At 32.5% G+C, this 17,574-nt stretch carries 13 protein-coding genes; 10 read left to right on the top strand and 3 right to left on the bottom strand.

The window, feature by feature from the left end; translation table 11 throughout:
- Positions 1-84 precede the first annotated feature (84 nt).
- The 6 genes from ACN0TY_RS07500 to ACN0TY_RS07475 all read left to right on the top strand — a co-directional run bounded on the left by ACN0TY_RS07500 (position 85) and on the right by ACN0TY_RS07475 (position 8,303).
- A complete protein-coding gene (locus ACN0TY_RS07500; RefSeq protein WP_417443979.1) occupies positions 85-2,142 on the top strand; it encodes a S9 family peptidase in 2,058 nt (685 codons plus the stop codon).
- Between the two features lie 72 nt (positions 2,143-2,214).
- Positions 2,215-3,255, top strand: a complete 1,041-nt coding sequence (locus tag ACN0TY_RS07495; protein ID WP_417443978.1) for a PLP-dependent cysteine synthase family protein — start codon at positions 2,215-2,217, stop codon at positions 3,253-3,255.
- 8 nt (positions 3,256-3,263) lie between these two features.
- Positions 3,264-4,127 (top strand): cupin-like domain-containing protein, encoded by an 864-nt coding sequence (locus ACN0TY_RS07490; protein ID WP_417443977.1) that lies wholly within the window; start codon positions 3,264-3,266, stop codon positions 4,125-4,127.
- 30 nt (positions 4,128-4,157) lie between these two features.
- Positions 4,158-5,018 carry an SDR family oxidoreductase gene (locus tag ACN0TY_RS07485; protein WP_236958104.1) on the top strand — a complete coding sequence of 287 codons (861 nt, stop codon included), beginning with the start codon at positions 4,158-4,160 and terminating at the stop codon, positions 5,016-5,018.
- An 86-nt stretch (positions 5,019-5,104) separates the two neighbouring features.
- Positions 5,105-6,367, top strand: a complete 1,263-nt coding sequence (locus tag ACN0TY_RS07480; protein WP_417443976.1) for an aminotransferase class I/II-fold pyridoxal phosphate-dependent enzyme — start codon at positions 5,105-5,107, stop codon at positions 6,365-6,367.
- 154 nt (positions 6,368-6,521) lie between these two features.
- Positions 6,522-8,303, top strand: a complete 1,782-nt coding sequence (locus ACN0TY_RS07475; protein ID WP_417443975.1) for a mechanosensitive ion channel family protein — start codon at positions 6,522-6,524, stop codon at positions 8,301-8,303.
- Between the two features lie 19 nt (positions 8,304-8,322).
- On the opposite strand, the gene ACN0TY_RS07470 is transcribed toward ACN0TY_RS07475, so the two are convergent.
- A complete protein-coding gene (locus ACN0TY_RS07470; RefSeq protein WP_417443974.1) occupies positions 8,323-9,441 on the bottom strand; it encodes a GNAT family N-acetyltransferase in 1,119 nt (372 codons plus the stop codon).
- Between the two features lie 3 nt (positions 9,442-9,444).
- Positions 9,445-10,422: a transporter gene (locus ACN0TY_RS07465; protein WP_236958108.1), complete on the bottom strand. Its 978-nt coding sequence runs from the start codon at positions 10,420-10,422 to the stop codon at positions 9,445-9,447.
- 236 nt (positions 10,423-10,658) lie between these two features.
- Between ACN0TY_RS07465 and ACN0TY_RS07460 the strand changes: the two genes are divergently transcribed.
- The 4 genes from ACN0TY_RS07460 to ACN0TY_RS07445 all read left to right on the top strand — a co-directional run bounded on the left by ACN0TY_RS07460 (position 10,659) and on the right by ACN0TY_RS07445 (position 16,194).
- On the top strand, positions 10,659-10,928 hold the full coding sequence (locus ACN0TY_RS07460; protein WP_236958109.1) for a DUF4834 family protein: 270 nt from the start codon (positions 10,659-10,661) through the stop codon (positions 10,926-10,928).
- Between the two features lie 15 nt (positions 10,929-10,943).
- Positions 10,944-13,397, top strand: a complete 2,454-nt coding sequence (locus tag ACN0TY_RS07455; protein WP_417443973.1) for a YfhO family protein — start codon at positions 10,944-10,946, stop codon at positions 13,395-13,397.
- Positions 13,398-13,466: 69 nt separating this feature from the next.
- A complete protein-coding gene (locus ACN0TY_RS07450; RefSeq protein ID WP_417443972.1) occupies positions 13,467-14,738 on the top strand; it encodes a glycosyltransferase in 1,272 nt (423 codons plus the stop codon).
- 4 nt (positions 14,739-14,742) lie between these two features.
- Positions 14,743-16,194: a lipopolysaccharide biosynthesis protein gene (locus tag ACN0TY_RS07445; RefSeq protein ID WP_417443971.1), complete on the top strand. Its 1,452-nt coding sequence runs from the start codon at positions 14,743-14,745 to the stop codon at positions 16,192-16,194.
- A 107-nt stretch (positions 16,195-16,301) separates the two neighbouring features.
- Here the strand turns inward: ACN0TY_RS07445 and ACN0TY_RS07440 are convergent, their stop codons facing one another.
- Positions 16,302-17,414, bottom strand: coding sequence for a hypothetical protein (locus tag ACN0TY_RS07440; protein ID WP_417443970.1), 1,113 nt, complete (start codon positions 17,412-17,414; stop codon positions 16,302-16,304).
- Positions 17,415-17,574: the final 160 nt, after the last annotated feature.

Below are 17,574 nucleotides of genomic sequence, written 5' to 3'. Positions count from 1 at the left end.
TAAATAATTATGGGTATCCGTCCTTTAATTCTTGTACTATGTCTTATTTTTGTGGCTTCCTGTAAAAAGAAAGAAATTAAAGATATGAAAAATATAACTCCTCCAATTGCCGAAAAGAAGCCTAAAAGATTAGAAAAACATGGAGATATTAGGGTGGATGATTATTATTGGATGAATGATAGAGAGAACCCAGAAGTTATTGATTATCTAGAGAGAGAAAATGCTTATTTTAAAGAAATGACTGCGCATACAGATTCTTTTGAAGCCGATTTATTTAAAGAAATGAAAGGCCGTATAAAAGAAGATGATGAGTCGGTTCCTTATAAATATAATGGATACTGGTATATTACAAAATTCCAAGAAGGGAAAGATTATCCTATTTTTCTGCGTAAAAAGGACAGTGAAGGTGCGGAAGAAGAAGTGATGTTCGATTGTAATGAAATGGCAAAAGGATACTCTTATTTTAACTTAAGAGGAATTAATATTAGTCCAGACAATAAATTAGCCATTTTCGGAGTAGATACATTAAGTAGAAGAAAATATACCCTTCAGATAAAAAATCTACAAACAGGAGAGATTTATCCATTAAAAATAGAAAATACTACGGGGGGAAGCACATGGGCAAATGATAATAAAACATTTTTTTATACCCGTAAAGATGATCAAACTTTAAGATCGGATAAGGTTTATAAGCATGTTTTAGAACAGCAGAAAGATGAAGATGAATTAGTTTATCATGAAAAGGACGAAACATTTAATGCTTTTGTTTATAAAACTAAATCTAAGAAATATATCATTTTTGGCTCTGGAAGTACATTAACTTCAGAATTTAGTTTCTTGGATGCTGATAATCCTAACGATGAGATTACCGTTTTTCAACCTAGAATAAGAGGGCTAGAATATAGTATTTCTCATTATCAAGATGCTTTTTATATTATTACAAATGCCGATAAAGCGACCAATTTTAAATTGATGAAGACTTCCGTAGCGAAGACTACAAAAGGGAATTGGGAGGAAGTTATTCCGCATCGTGAGGATGTTTTACTGGAAGATATAGATATTTTTAAAGATTATTTAATAGTTAGCGAGCGTTCTAATGGACTTAATAAAATAAAAGTATCGCGTTGGGATGGAACTAATGAATATTATATCCCTTTTGATAATGAAACTTATACAGCTTTTACATCAACAAACTTAGAGTTCGACACAGACACGCTTCGTTATGTTTATAACTCATTGACTACACCAGCAAGTACAATCGATTTTAACCTGATTACAAAAGAAAAAACAGTTAAAAAAGAGCAAGAAGTTCTTGGAGGGAAGTTCGATAAAGACAATTATGAATCTGAGCGTGTATGGGCAAAAGCTGAAGACGGTACGATGATTCCTATTTCTATAGTTTATAAAAAGGGAATAGAGAAAAATGGTAAGAATCCATTATTATTATATGGATATGGTTCTTATGGAGCCACTATAGACCCTTATTTTTCAACTGTAAGACTTTCTTTATTGGATCGAGGTTTTATTTATGCAATAGCTCATGTTAGAGGAGGGGAATACCTTGGTAGAAAGTGGTATGAAGACGGAAAGTTATTGACAAAGAAAAATACATTTACAGATTTTGTTGACTGCTCTAAATTTCTAATTAATGAAAATTATACTTCAGATAAACATTTATATGCAATGGGCGGTTCTGCTGGAGGATTGTTAATGGGAGCGGTTATAAATATTGCTCCAGAACTCTATAATGGAGTGATTGCAGCGGTACCTTTTGTAGATGTTGTTACAACCATGTTGGACGAATCGATACCGTTAACAACAGGAGAATATGACGAATGGGGAAATCCGAATGACAAAGAATATTACCAATATATAAAGGAGTATTCTCCTTATGATAATATTGAAGAAAAAGAGTACCCAAATTTATTAGTTACAACAGGATTGCACGATTCTCAAGTACAATATTGGGAACCAGCCAAGTGGGTAGCAAAGTTAAGAAGTGTTAAAAAAACGGATAAACTTTTATTGTTCCATATTAACATGGATGCAGGCCACGGGGGAGCTTCAGGGAGATTTGAAGCTTTAAAAGAGGTTGCAGAAGAATATGCTTTCCTCTTAGATTTGGAAGGAATAGGGCAGTAATTAAAAAAAATAATTAAATTTGCATGGTTTGGAGGAATTCAAAACTATTTTGTATCTAACCAAATTGTTTATATGAAACAAAAGATAAATGCTTACGATAACGTTTTAGATTTAATAGGGAATACCCCATTATTAAAGCTTAGAAAAATAACCCAGAATCTTATTGGAAATTTTTATGCAAAAGTAGAAGCTTTCAATCCGGGTCATTCTAGTAAAGATCGTATAGCACTCCACATTATTGAAGAAGCAGAGCGTAAAGGAATTTTAAAACCTGGAGACACAATCATAGAAACTACTTCTGGAAACACTGGTTTTAGTATCGCTATGGTAAGTGTAATTAAAGGATATGATTGTATTCTTGCCGTTAGTTCTAAGTCTTCCCCTGATAAAATAGATATGTTACGCGCCATGGGTGCAAAAGTGTATGTTTGTCCAGCACATGTTAGTGCAGATGATCCAAGATCGTATTACCAAGTGGCGAGGCGTATGCACGATGAAATGAAAGGTTCAGTTTATATAAATCAATATTTTAACGAGCTTAATATCGATGCACATTACCAATCTACAGGACCAGAGATTTGGGAGCAAACAGCAGGACAAGTAACACATTTTATTGCTTGTAGCGGTACAGGAGGAACTATTTCTGGAACAGCTAGGTTTTTAAAAGAGAAAAATCCTGCAATTAGAGTTATAGGAGTTGATGCTTATGGTTCTGTGCTTAAAAAATATCATGAAACTAGAGAATTTGATTCCGATGAAATCTATCCATACAGAATAGAAGGTTTAGGAAAGAATTTAATTCCAACAGCAACCGATTTTGATGTTATTGATAAATTTATAAAAGTTTCAGATGAAGAAAGTGCTCACACAGCTCGTGAGATTTCTAAAACTGAAGGTTGTTTTGTAGGGTATACAAGTGGTGCTGTTATGCAGGCAGTAAAACAATTAGCAGAAGAAGGAGAATTTGACAAGAATAGTAATGTTGTAATGATTTTCCCTGATCATGGTTCACGTTATATGAGTAAAATTTATAGCGACGATTGGATGCGTGCTCAAGGTTTCTTTGATGCTATTAATACAGAAGAAACGCAAAAAATAGAATATATAAAGTAAATTTTGAGATGTCTAATTTCAGTTTGGTCGATAAAGTAGAGAACATCACCAAAAAGGAATTTAAAGAAAGGTATCTTTCAACCAATACACCAGTAATATTTAAAGACTTAGCCAAAGATTGGAGAGCGACTACGAAATGGACTTTTGATTTTTTTAAAGAAAATTACGGAGATTGGGAAATTCCTATGTATGATGATTCTTATCATAATCCAGGAAATGGTTATATGAAACCCGTTTCTCATAAAAAATTTAGAGATTATCTAAATATTATAGAAACAAAACCCACAAATCTAAGATTTCATAATTTTCAAATAATGAAACGAGCTCCTGAGCTTGCAGAAGATTATGAAACGCCTACAATTATGGATGGTTTTTTAAAATTCGCTCTGATGTTTTTTGGAGGTAAGGGCTCAGCACTAAACCTTCACTATGATATTGATTGCTCACATGTGTTTTTAACACATTTTCAAACGCAGAAAAAAGTATATTTATTTCCGCAGGAACAGTCAGAATTGTTATACAAATTACCTTATACCAATCACTCACATTTGGATGTTTTGAATCCAGATTATAATAAATACCCTGCTTATAAATATGCCAAAGGCATGGAAGCAACGATAGAGCATGGGGAAACACTATTTATTCCGAAATTGTGGTGGCATTATGTTTATTATGTTGAAGGAGGTTATTCTTTAGCTTTAAGAGCTAATGACTCATTAAAAACCAAAGCGAAGGGACTTTCAAACTTGGTACGTCTTTTTACCGTTGATAATGGAATGAATTACATCGCTGGAGAGCGTTGGAAAAATTACAAAGATGAAAAAGCTGAAGCAAATGCCATCAAGGCAGTGCAAGAAATAACATCAGCTTAAATAGTTCAGCTTTGCTATAAAAACATATAAATGAAAAACATATTAATTACCGGAGTTTCCTCTGGAATAGGGTATACAACCGCAAAATTATTTCTAGATAAAGGTTTTTTAGTCTTTGGAAGCGTTCGAAAAAAGGAAGACGCAGATAAGTTATCACAAGAGTTAGGAAGTAATTTCCATGCTTTGTTATTTGATGTTATAGATGAAGCAGCTATAAAAGAAGCTGTTATTGAAGTCGAAAAGATCTTAGATGGAAGCTCTCTTGATTGCTTAGTAAATAATGCTGGAGTGTCTGTTAATGGACCTTTAGCTTACATTCCAATCAAAGAGTTTTCAGATCAGTTGGATATTAATGTGCTAGGAGTTCTTCGTGTTACCCAAGCTTTTTTACCACTTCTAGGCTTTGATAATGATCGTCCCAAAGGAAGAATTATAAACATAAGTAGCGGTTCAGGAAGAGTAACAAGACCATTTATGGCGCCATATTCTGCATCTAAATATGCTGTAGAAGCACTTTCTGATGGTTTTAGAAGAGAATTAAGTGATTTTGGAATTGAAGTTTCTATAATAGAACCAGGACCTATAAAATCACAAATTTGGAGTAAAGCCAAAGCAGATGCCGATACGCAAGTAAATAAGTATAAAAATACTCCATACGAGAAAATCTACGATAACATGGATAAAGCAGTTCAAGGTATGGAAGGAATTGCATTAGATGCTAGCGAAGTGTCGAATTTAATCTATGGGATATATGAAGGTAAGAAAAGGAATACAAGGTATCTTGTAGCCCCTAAAAAATGGCTATTTTGGCTAGCTATTAATGTGTTTTCAGACAAGTTCTTAGACAAGATGTTTAAAAAACAGTTTAAGAAACTTGTAGAAGAAAAGTAAATAATTTATGATAAGAGTTTAAATTTAGTTACTTTTGCGTGCTGTAAATTTAACGTTTATTTGAACATAAAAGAAACTCCATTTACATGAGAGATTTATTTGATAGGATTATTGAGAACAAAGGACCATTGGGAAAATGGGCTTCTCAGGCAGAGGGATATTTTGTTTTTCCAAAATTGGAAGGCGAAATTTCAAACAGAATGAAATTTAATGGGAAAGAAGTTATTACCTGGAGTATCAATGATTACCTTGGTCTTGCTAATCACCCAGAAGTATTAAAAGCAGATGCAGAAGCAGCTGCAGATCACGGTGCTGCGTACCCAATGGGTGCCAGGATGATGAGTGGACATACAGACCTACATGAACAATTACAAAACGAACTTGCTGAATTTGTTAACAAAGAGGCTACATATTTATTAAATTTTGGTTATCAAGGAATGGTATCTTGTATAGATGCTTTGGTTACTAAAAATGATATTATTGTATACGATGTAGATTCTCACGCCTGTATTATCGATGGAGTTCGTCTTCATATGGGTAAACGTTTTACATATCAACACAACGACATAGATAGTCTTGAAAAGAATCTAGAGCGTGCTACTAAGATGGCTGAGCAAACTGGAGGAGGTATTCTTGTTATTTCTGAAGGAGTTTTTGGAATGAGAGGTGAACAAGGTAGATTAAAAGAAATTGTAGCATTAAAAGACAAATATAACTTTAGATTGCTTGTTGATGATGCTCATGGATTTGGAACACTTGGTGCAACAGGTGCTGGAGCAGGTGAGGAGCAAGGAGTGCAGGATCAAATTGATGTTTACTTTGCTACTTTCGCAAAATCTATGGCCAGTATAGGAGCTTTCTTAGCTGGAGATAAAGAAGTAATAGATTACTTAAAATATAATTTACGTTCTCAAATGTTCGCAAAATCATTACCAATGATTTTTGTAAAAGGAGCATTAAAGCGTCTGGATATGTTAAGAACAATGCCAGAACTTAAAGCTAAACTTTGGGAAAATGTAAACGCACTTCAGAATGGATTAAAAGACAAAGGTTTTGATATTGGAACAACGCAGAGTTGTGTTACACCAGTATATCTTAACGGTAGTATTCCTGAAGCAATGGCGCTTGTTAAAGATTTAAGAGAAAACTACGGTATTTTCTGTTCTATTGTTGTATATCCTGTAATACCTAAAGGTCTTATATTATTACGTATGATTCCTACAGCTACACATACATTAGAAGACATTGAAGCTACTTTAGATGCGTTCTCTGCTATTAGAGATCGTTTGGAAAATGGTACTTACAAAAGACTGTCTGCTGCTGTAGAAGCTGCAATGGGAGATAAATAGTCCTTATTCTATCATATATAAGAAACCCGCTTTATAGCGGGTTTTTTGTTTTTGATGTATTTTTTTGCTGAATTTTGATATTGGGTAGTTAAAAGAGTGATTATTTAAAAATTGTTTTATATTTTATGCATAACCAACTAACTACCTATTTAAAATGAATATTGGATCATTTAAACATATATACTTTTCTACATTATTAAACATCTCCCTTTTATTAATCATTACAACGGGTTATGCTCAGAAGGAAAATGCCAATCAAGCTAAAGACTCTATTAGAGAACTTCCTGAAAAGGAAAGCGTTTTACCTGAAAATAAAGTTTATAAAGACAATCCTATAGGAGATTATAATGAGGCGTATTATAAGGTAAGTAGGTTGAATAATGTAATGGGGCTTCCTCCAAATAAATATAATTTACAGACGCCTCAAGCTACTTTGGAGCATTTTATTGTTCATTGTCGTAATCAGGATTACAAAGCGGCAGCTTATGCATTAAATCTCAATTTATTGCCAGATAATATTGATGAAAAAGCGATCCAAGAACTAGCACAGAAATTATATATCGTATTAGATTCTCGAGTTAAAATTGATTGGGATGGATTATCAGATCGTCCAGATGGACAATCGGACATTCAGACAACCACAAATCAGGCTATTGCTGGGAATCCACGTCGGAGTGTTGTTTTTGGTGCTGTAGATCTAGGAGAAAGGGATATTGTATTAAGATTGCAACGTGTTAAATATAAAGAGTATGGTGCTTTTTGGTTGGTGTCATCTAATACAGTAGAAAATATTGAAGATTTATATACAGAATACGGTCCAAGAAAATTAGACCGTATGATGCCAAGCTGGGCAAGGTTTAAGCTTTTTAATGCTCCGATATGGAAATTAGTGGGGACATTTATATTGATGGGAATATCCTTTTTAGTTGGATGGATATTTTATAAGCTTTTAAAGTTTATTTTCAAACGTTTTAAAAAGATATGGCTAACTACCATAGCATCAAAATTGGCAAAGCCAGGCGCGATAGCTTTTGGTGTATTATTTTTTTATATCACTTTGAATGAGTTGATATCGTTTGCAGGGCCTTTTGCAAGCAATATTTATACGTTATTATTGATATTAGTGGTAGGTTCTATAACTTGGTTTATCATGAAGTTTATAGATTCTTTTATGATTTATGTTGCTGAAAACCAAATAGCAGATGTTTCTATGGAAGAAAATTCTGAAGCACGTCAATCGCTAACTTATATTTCAGTAGCTAGAAGAATCATAACATTTCTGGTAACAATAATTGGAATTTCAATTGTGCTATCTCAATTTCGTTCCTTAGAAAAATTAGGAATATCTCTGCTTGCTTCAGCAGGGGTTGTTACTGTAATTTTGGGTGTAGCTGCACAAAGTACGCTTGGTAATATTATTGCAGGGATACAAATAGCTATAACTAAACCAGCAAAGATTGGAGATACTGTTATAATTAATGATAATTGGGGTTATGTTGAAGATATTAGGTTTACATATATGGTTGTTAGAACATGGGATTTACGTCGCTTAGTGGTGCCATTAAAGGATATTATTTCAAAGACTTTTGAGAATTGGTCTATGACAAGCGCTAATCAAATCCGACCTATTACTTTATATGCCGATTACCATGTTGATGTAGATAAGATTAGAGAGAAATTCAAGGAATTTTTAGAATCTTCTGATAAGTGGGATAGAGAGACTTCACCAAGTGTTCAAGTAGTAGAAGTAACAGACAAAGCTATAAAAATTAGAGCGCTATGCAGTGGTAAAGATGCTACAACGTCATGGGATTTACACTGTGAGCTTAGAGAAAAATTGGTTAAATATATAAGTTCCTTGGAAAAAGGAAATTACCTATCCAGATCACGTTTATTGGTGGACACAAAATGGAATCAAAACCAAGATAATCTCTAAGCTGAGTTCTAAGATTACTTTATAACTTCTTTGTGTAAGTACGCCATTTCTTTATTAACTTAGGGTCATAGTCCTTCCAAAGAGCTTGTACTTGATTATTAGTTTCTAACTCAGGATTTGTTTCTACAATTTTTATTCCTCGGTTAACAAAGACTTCGTTTACTTTATAAAAAATAATAGCAGTTAGTCCTTTCCTCATATATTCTGGATCAATTCCAATAAGAAGCATGGTTGCTTTATCATTTTTCTTCTGAGCCTTTAAGAGATGATAAAAACCAAAAGGGAAAAGTTTCCCATTTGCTTTTTGTAAAGCTTCAGCAAAAGAAGGCATAATAACAGAAAAACCAACAAGTTTGTTGTTTTCATCAGCAATAAGATTAACATAATCAGGATCCAAGAACTTTAAATATTTGTTCTTGTAATGTTCAATTTGATAAGGTTTTATAGGAACAAAAGATTCTAAATCCTTATGAGATCTATTCATTAAATCAAAAATATCCTGCGCATATGGAAGTAGAGACTTAGTAGTAGGAAGGTCAATAAGTTTTAGATTATATTTCTTCATTATGAGGTTTGAAAATTTTTCCAATCGCTCATAAACTTCTTTTGGAGCTTCTATTTCAAACTCTTTCCAATCCACCTCCTTAGAAAATCCTACGTGCTCCATAAGGTTCGGATAGTATGAATAATTATAATTTGTAGTCATACTTCCAATCCTGTCAAAGCCTTCAATCATCATTCCGGCTTTATCCATGTTAGAAAATCCCGCTGGACCCTCTATGTATTCAAGATCGTTCTGTTTTCCTATTTCAGCAACTTTATTAAAAAGCGCTTCTGCAACATTTGGGTCTTCGATACTATCAAACCATCCAAAACGAAGCTTTTTCTTTCCTAGGTTATTAACCTCATTCCAATTAATAATAGCACATACACGTCCAACAATTTGTTTGTCTTTATAGGCTAAGAAAAACCATGCTTTAGCATCTTTAAAAGCTGGATTTTTCTCCCTGTCAAAATTATTGATTTCTTCATTAATAATTGGTGGAACCCAATTCTTGGACTTTTTATAAAGAGAGAAAGGGAATTTTACAAATTGTTGTAATTCCTTTTTAGTATTTATTTCTTTAACGTGAATCATATATTATTCGTTAGTGTCGATCTCCTCAAAAGGATTTTTATTTTTTCTATTTTTCTTAGCTTCTTTGATAAACTCTTTGTCTTCATCAGAAAGGTTATCAATGTTTTTAGGTTTGTCTTTATGGTTATCTAAACGATAAGAAAGACCTATAGATCCGAAGAATCGGGAAGGAGTATCTTTTATATTTATTCCTAAAGAAGCATCTACCTGAAGATTTTTTTCAAATAAACGGGCAGCACCTGCTCTAAAAATACCATCTCCGTATGCGTCACTTTTGTAACCTTGGTGTTCTACAAATATAGAATATCTTGGATCTGGAAGTGCATGTGTAAGTGTAATTACATAATTAAAAAGTGGATCGTCAGAAGTAAATTTATCATAAACAAAATTCATAACCAACACCCAATTTGCTGTAAAATGATTCTGAGTAGCAATCATTACTTTTGGGCTTACTTGAGGATCATTAGGGTAAAAAGCATTATCTCCAAAGTTGAAGTTAGCTCCAGCGTATACAGCAACAGCAGGAATTAAATCACGCCATTGCACATGGTTGTTAGCTTTCCAGCTGTAAAGATTAGGCTTGTTATTTTCTGGGTTTTTATATGGATCATAGACTAAGTATTTTACTCCGATAGTGTTTTGTGTGAAATTACTTCGTGTATAATCTACGCTAGGAGAAACTGATAAATCGGTTAAATTTTCTTTTATAAAAGTACCATCTAAAATAACCTCTAATTGCTCAAACAAAAAACCATAACGAATTGCGTAATCGACCCCATAACGATTGGCTTCGGTTTCTAAAAGAGAATGGTCTTGACGTTCGTAATAGAAACCAGCTTCTCCTTGGAGAACATTCTTTCCAACAGCAAAAGCACTGTAGGAAGCACCTGGGCGGTTAGAATTAATTACTTCGGTATATTGGGCGTAGGATAAATTGGTAATAAAGAATAAAAAGACAACAATAAAGTATAATCTGTTCATGTCAAAATTTGGTTTAATTCTTATTTTTTGATAAAAATAATTAACAGCGAATTTACTATTAATGATAATTAAAGGGGGTGTAAATATCGTGAAAATATCTCTTTTTATATAGCTATTATATTCCATATACTTTACTAAACTCTTTTTTTAGTGATTTTATTATTTTTTTAAGGAATTATATCCTGTTTTATGGTCAATCTATTGTATTTTTGAAAGTATTTTCAAAGAGGAATTCAATGCAATTATTAAGAACAATTTTAATTATACTTCTTGTTTGGTACGGTTTCAAAATACTATCACGTTTGTTTGGACCTTACTTAATAAAATACGCATCTAAGAAGATGGAAAAGAAGTTTAGTCAACAATTTGGGCAACAACAAAATCAGAATCGTCAGCAGACAAACTACAAAGAGGGAGAAACGGTAATCGATAAGAAACCTCAGAATTCAAATACAAATTCTTCAGGAAAAGTTGGAGAATACATAGAATTTGAAGAAATTGACTAATAAAACATTATTTTAATGACCAACCAATTAAAAAAAATACTGCCACATTTTGTGGTATTTTTAGTTTTTATACTCATCTCCTTAATATATTTTTCTCCTGTTTTACAGGGTAAGAAGATCTTCCAAAGTGATATTGTTCAATATATCGGGATGTCTAAAGAACGTAATGACTTTAAAGATAAAACTGGAGAAGAGTCATATTGGACAAATAGTGCATTTGCAGGGATGCCCACCTATCAATTAGGAGCTAATTACCCTCATAATTATATTAAAAAGCTTGATAAAACAATTCGCTTTTTACCAAGACCAGCAGATTATTTATTCTTATACTTTATAGGCTTTTACATACTTTTATTAGTGTTAAAGGTAGATTGGAAATTAGCTGGAATAGGAGCCTTAGCTTTTGGTTTTTCTACCTATTTAATAATAATTTTAGGTGTCGGTCATAATGCTAAAGCACATGCAATAGGTTATTTCCCTTTCGTATTAGCTGGAATTTTGTTGGCTTTTAGAAAGAAGTATATAGTTGGTTTTTTATTGACTGCTTTTGCAATGGCTTTAGAGATAAATGCCAATCACTTTCAGATGACTTACTATCTATTTTTATTAGTGTTGGTATTAGGAGTGGTCTATTTAATTGATGCATTTAAGAAGAAAGAATTACCTCATTTTTTTAAAACTATTGGGATTCTTTCTGTTGCCGTTATTATTTCTATTGCTACAAATGCTACCAATTTAATGGCTACACAAGAGTATGCGAAGTGGAGTACAAGAGGACAAAGTGAGTTAACTATAAATCCAGATGGATCTCCTAAAGAGCAGACAGGCGGTTTAGATAAAGAATATATTACAAGTTATAGTTATGGACTTTTTGAGTCTTTAAATCTTTTCGTGCCACGACTTTTAGGTGGAGGAAATGATGAAAATTTAGACAAAGATTCTAATAGTTATAAGTATTTAGTAGGGCAGGGAGTACCGCCAGCTCAAGCACAAGACTTTGTTAAAAATCAAGCAGCTAGAATGATGTACTGGGGAGACCAGCCAGGAACTTCAGGACCTGCTTATGTTGGAGCTGTAGTTATATTCTTATTTTTAATAAGTTTGTTTTTACTGAAAGGAAAGCTTAAATGGTGGCTTGTTGCAGGTTCGATAGTATCTTTAATGTTATCGTGGGGACATAACTTCAATTTCCTCACTAATTTAATGATTGATTATTTCCCGTTATACAATAAATTTAGAGCTATTACCTCGATACAAGTGATTTTAGAACTTTGTATTCCTGTGTTGGCAGTACTTAGTTTAAAGGCTCTATTTGATAAAGATGTAGAGAATTCTCAAAAATTAAATGCCTTAAAGTGGTCTTCTATTATTGCTGGAGGAACAGTGATTTTATTATTTCTATTGAAAGGAACTTTTGATTTCGCTCATGCAAATGATGCATATTACCGCCAACAGTTTGATCAAATGGGAATGAATCAGTTGATGAGTAATATAAAGAAAGATAGAATGTCTTTATATACCTCAGACCTTTTGAGAACTTTTATTTTAGTAGCTATTAGCGCTGGAGTTATTTGGATGTTTATCAAGCAAAAATTAAAGGCTAATTACGCAATAATAGCTTTTGGTTTACTTTTTATAATAGATTTAGTAGGGATAGATAGACAATATGTAAATGATGATAATTTTGTTTCTGCTAGAGTTTTAGATAAGCCTTTCCAAGAATCTGCGGTAGATAAGCAGATTTTAGAAGATACAGGATATTATAGAGTTTTCAATTCTCAAGAAAGTATCAACGGAGCAAGTACTTCTTTTTATCATAAATCAATTGGAGGATATCACGCAGCAAAACCTAAGCGTTTACAAGATTTATTTGAATATCAAATAGCGAATAATAATGTTGGAGTTCTTAATATGCTTAATGTAAAGTATATTATTAGGGCTAATGAAAAAGGAGAAGTATATCCAGCTACCAACCCATATGCAAATGGACCTGCTTGGTTTGTAAGTAAATTGATTCCTACAGATAATGCTGATGCTGAAATGAAAGCTTTAGGAGATTTAAATGTAAAAACTGAAGCTGTTTTTAACCAAAGTAAGTTTTTAGATATTTCTGAAAAAAATTATAAGGTTGATAGCTTGGCGAGTATAGCAATCGTAAATTATAAACCTAACGAGATAAAATATAAATCTTCAAATTCGAATGATGGTTTAGCTGTTTTTTCTGAAATGTATTATCCTCATGGCTGGAAAGTAACTATAGATGGACAAGAAGTTGATGAATTTAGAGTAAATTATGCTTTAAGAGCATTAGCTATTCCTGCTGGGGAACACGAGATAACTTTTAAGTTTGATCCTGAAGTTGTAAAGACTGGAAGTACCATAAGTTTGGCCAGTAATCTGTTATTATTCTTACTGCTTATTGGAGGTGTTTTTTATCAGCAAAAAAATAAAAGGGAAAAAGAATCTTAAATATCTTGAAGTTCTTAAAGGGCTTTAATGTTTTGAAGCTGTAGGTTTGTTCACTCTTAAATTTTACGGATGAAAAAAGTTTTAATCATATGTTACTATTGGCCGCCAGCGGGTGGACCAGGAGTACAACGTTGGTTAAATTTCGTGAAGTATTTACCTGAGTTTGGTGTTGAACCAATAGTTTTTGTGCCTGAAAATCCTGATTACCCTATGGAAGACGCTTCTTTTCTTTCTGAAGTTCCAAAGGATATTAAAATTATCAAGCAGCCTATTTTTGAACCTTATAAACTGGCCTCTTTTTTATCAAGTAAGAAGACTAAACAAATTAGTAAAGGGATTATAACAACCAAAAAACAGACATTTTCAGAGAAGTTTTTATTATGGATTCGTGGGAATTTTTTTATTCCTGATGCTCGAATATTCTGGGTAAAACCTTCTGTTTCCTATCTTAAGGATTACATCAAAAAAGAAAAAATAAAGACTGTTATTACTACAGGTCCGCCGCATAGTGTTCATTTAATAGGAATGAATTTAAAGGAGCAGTTAGACTTTAAGTGGATAACTGATTTTAGAGACCCATGGACTAATATTGGATATCATTCTGAGTTGAAACTTTCCAAAAGAGCTTCACAAAAGCATAAAGAGTTAGAAGCAAAAGTTTTAAATAGAGCAGATCATGTAGTAACAACTAGTTTTACTACAAAGAAAGAGTTTGAAGCAATAACTAAAAAGCCAATAGAGGTAATTACCAATGGATTTGTTGCAAATAAAGTAGCTGTTAAATCGTTGGACAATAAGTTTACGATTTCACATATAGGTTCGCTTTTATCGGGAAGAAATCCTGAAAATCTATGGAGTGTAATAGAAGAGCTCCTTGCAGAAAATATAGGCTTCAAAGAAGACTTTAATTTGCAATTAGCAGGTGCAATAAGTGATGATGTCCTCGCTTCTATAAAAGAGCGTGTACCTAGCGAGAATTTAAGCGTTTTAGGATATGTGTCACATAACGATGCTATTAAGTTACAGCGCTCAGCACAAGTATTATTGCTCATTGAGATAGATGCAAAAAAGACCCGAGGGATAATTCCAGGTAAATTATTTGAATATTTTGCTGCGGAACGTCCTATTTTAGCTTTAGGGCCTGAGAAATGGGATGTAGAGCAGTTATTAGACAAAACAAATGCAGGACTTTATTTTAATTATGGGGAGAGAGATAAATTAAAAACAGCTATACTTTCACTTTATAAAGCATATAAAAATGATAATTTGTATGTAAATTCGGTTGGCATCGATGAATACCACCGTAAATCGCTTACTGAACAACTAGCGGGTATCATATAATATCATGGGAATAGTTTTAAATCAGACCGTTAAAAACACATTTGTTACCTACATAGGTTTTGCAATTGGAGCTGTTAGTACCCTTTTTTTATACACAAATTTTCTTTCTGATAATTATTATGGATTGGTAGCTTATTTACTTTCCGCTGCTAATATCATGATGCCTATTTTAGCTTTTGGAGTCCAGAATACTCTTATAAAGTTCTATTCGTCGTATACAAATAGTAAAGAGCAAAATGCCTTCACGGGTTTTATGTTTTTATTGCCATTGGTCATTATAATTCCCGTTGGATTATTGGGAATAGTATCTTATAAATATATAGTGTCTTATCTCACGGAAACTAATAAAATCTTAGAACCTTATGTGTGGACTATTTTTATATTAGCTTTCTCAATGGCCTATTTTGAGGTTTTCTTTGCTTGGGCAAAAGTGCATATGAAATCTGTTTATGGTAATTTCTTAAAAGAAGTTTACCATCGAGTAGTAGTAATGATTTTACTTTTTCTTGTCCATCTTGATGTACTTAGTATTCCGATGTTTATATATTCTTTAATTGGCGTTTACTTCAGTAGAATGATTTTAATGTTAATTAGTGCTTTTATAATCAAGAAACCTGCATTTATATTTCGTTTACCTACAAACTATATAAATGTATTAAAATATTCTTTTTTAATAATACTCACAGGTTCCATTGCTGCAGTATTATTAGATATAGATAAGGTTATGCTTGGACAATTTAAAGAAATCGAAAATATAGCATATTATAATGTAGCTGTCTTTATTGCGATAGTAATAGCTGTTCCTGCTAGAGCGATGCATCAAATTACATATCCAATTACAAGTAAACTTCTAAATACAAGAAACTTTAAGGAACTCGATGTGCTTTATAAGAAGAGTTCGATAAATTTATTTATTGTTGGTGGATTTATTTTTTTATTGATAATATTAAATATAAATGAATTGTATAAACTCCTGCCAGAGCAATATAGTGGGGGAGTGGTTGTGGTTTTTTTGATATCCCTAGCTAAGCTTTTTGATAATCTAATTGGGAATAATAACGCGATAATATTTAATTCGGATTATTATAGAATGGTATTATTTTTTGGAGTGCTTTTAGCGATACTGACAGTTCTTCTTAATGTCATCTTTATTCCTATTTGGGGTATAAATGGGGCAGCATTGGCTACTTTTTTAGCTTTTACACTTTATAATATCGTTAAACTCTATTTTGTAAAGGCTAAACTCAATTTACAGCCATTTTCGCTGAATACTTTCAAAACTGCACTACTGATAACCATTTTATTAGTTAGTTTTTATTTCTGGGATTTCAACTTTTCTCCTATTATAAACATCATCTGTAAGTCTTTATTAGTGAGTTTGATCTTCGTATTCTCTCTTTACAACCTTAAGCTTTCAGACGATATTAATGCCGTTATAGATAAATATATTAAATAAAAAATCCGCTAGCTATTGCTTGCGGATTCTTGTTATTAACGAACTATTAAATTCCACTATGTGGGTTAATGCTGTGTTGTAACATTAAATTTTAACAACTTATTTTATTAGTAATCACTGGTTCTACTAGATGTAGTAGATCTTGTAGATGAAGATCTGCTTGGAGAACTACTACTACGAGTTGATTTAGAAGATGAAGCTCTAGATGAACTACTTCTGCTAGTACTCGTTGGTGTAGATTCTCTTGAAGTTGAGTAATTGCTATTTCCAGAACTTCTACTGCTGCTAGATCTAGAAGTTGATGTACTTCTTGAGTTAATAGGTGTACTTGAACTTCTTGTATTTGTTGGTGACGCAGATCTACTATAGCTACTTCTTCCTGTGTTATTACTTGAATTAGTGTTGCTGCTTCTAGAATAGCTAGGAGAACTACTTCTGCTAGTGCTATTAGTATTTCTAACTTCAGTACCTCTATTAGTTTCGTATGCTAAACTTCTACTACGTACATTATTTTGTACCTTACTATCGTTTCTCACAGTTACTCTTCTATCATTTGAATAAAGAGATTTACGACTGTTACTTTCTTTATAATGATATGTTCTACCAACACTTGCATAGGATCTTCTTCTGTTATCATTATAAGGTTTGTAATACGTGTATCTTACAGGTCTGTAATATCTTCTGTAAGGTTGACGATTTACCATACAATAGCTAGGACGAGGTCTTTCAAAATAGCGATGATAAGGACGGTATACATAAGTTCTATTATAGGCATTTATATATCCTCTAGAATTTACATATACACCATTATTATTGTAATATACCTGTAATCCTCCAATTCTACTTACAAAATTACCACGGTAAAATACGTCTAAGGAACCAATTCTGGTAACACGACCATAAAAATCATAATATATAGGAGTGTTCTCTACTTGAATTACAGCTCCATAATCATCATACTGTACATAAGGATCGTAGCGATAACCTGAATTAAATGTAATGCTAATGTTGTCTGTATGTAATCCTGTATGAATAATTTCAGGAGTATCTATATAAAAGTCAAACTCTCCATCAGGGTAAACAGAGAATGTTATTCCATTTTCTACAAATATAAAAGAACTGCTATATGCAGGATTGTAATTATTATTAGCTTCATCAGATTTTGCAACAGCTGTTCCACTAAGAAATATTGACAATAGTATTATTAATGTATGTTTCATATTTTCTAAGTTTTAGGTTGAAAATTAATCTTTCGATTACTCTTCTCTTATACCAATACAAACTGTGTGCCAAAAAGGGTTATTGATCGAATATATGAAAATTTCTTGTAAGATTTTACTTTGAAAAATACTATAAAGCAAAAGAATATCCTATTAGTAA

Source organism: Joostella sp., assembly GCF_048266025.1.
GTDB lineage: Bacteria > Bacteroidota > Bacteroidia > Flavobacteriales > Flavobacteriaceae > Galbibacter > Galbibacter atrarenae.
Note: the sequence above shows the minus strand (reverse complement) of the source record. Positions and strands in the feature narration are given on the sequence as shown.

What these genes read in the sequence shown, in the direction of transcription:
- ACN0TY_RS07450 (WP_417443972.1), top strand. Translation starts at nt 13,467, where the DNA reads ATGAAAAAAGTTTTAATCATATGTTACTATTGGCCGCCAGCGGGTGGA.
- ACN0TY_RS07460 (WP_236958109.1), top strand. Translation starts at nt 10,659, where the DNA reads ATGCAATTATTAAGAACAATTTTAATTATACTTCTTGTTTGGTACGGT.
- ACN0TY_RS07480 (WP_417443976.1), top strand. Translation starts at nt 5,105, where the DNA reads ATGAGAGATTTATTTGATAGGATTATTGAGAACAAAGGACCATTGGGA.
- ACN0TY_RS07445 (WP_417443971.1), top strand. Translation starts at nt 14,743, where the DNA reads ATGGGAATAGTTTTAAATCAGACCGTTAAAAACACATTTGTTACCTAC.
- ACN0TY_RS07490 (WP_417443977.1), top strand. Translation starts at nt 3,264, where the DNA reads ATGTCTAATTTCAGTTTGGTCGATAAAGTAGAGAACATCACCAAAAAG.
- ACN0TY_RS07475 (WP_417443975.1), top strand. Translation starts at nt 6,522, where the DNA reads ATGAATATTGGATCATTTAAACATATATACTTTTCTACATTATTAAAC.
- ACN0TY_RS07440 (WP_417443970.1), bottom strand. Translation starts at nt 17,414, where the DNA reads ATGAAACATACATTAATAATACTATTGTCAATATTTCTTAGTGGAACA.
- ACN0TY_RS07485 (WP_236958104.1), top strand. Translation starts at nt 4,158, where the DNA reads ATGAAAAACATATTAATTACCGGAGTTTCCTCTGGAATAGGGTATACA.
- ACN0TY_RS07495 (WP_417443978.1), top strand. Translation starts at nt 2,215, where the DNA reads ATGAAACAAAAGATAAATGCTTACGATAACGTTTTAGATTTAATAGGG.
- ACN0TY_RS07470 (WP_417443974.1), bottom strand. Translation starts at nt 9,441, where the DNA reads ATGATTCACGTTAAAGAAATAAATACTAAAAAGGAATTACAACAATTT.
- ACN0TY_RS07465 (WP_236958108.1), bottom strand. Translation starts at nt 10,422, where the DNA reads ATGAACAGATTATACTTTATTGTTGTCTTTTTATTCTTTATTACCAAT.
- ACN0TY_RS07500 (WP_417443979.1), top strand. Translation starts at nt 85, where the DNA reads ATGAAAAATATAACTCCTCCAATTGCCGAAAAGAAGCCTAAAAGATTA.
- ACN0TY_RS07455 (WP_417443973.1), top strand. Translation starts at nt 10,944, where the DNA reads ATGACCAACCAATTAAAAAAAATACTGCCACATTTTGTGGTATTTTTA.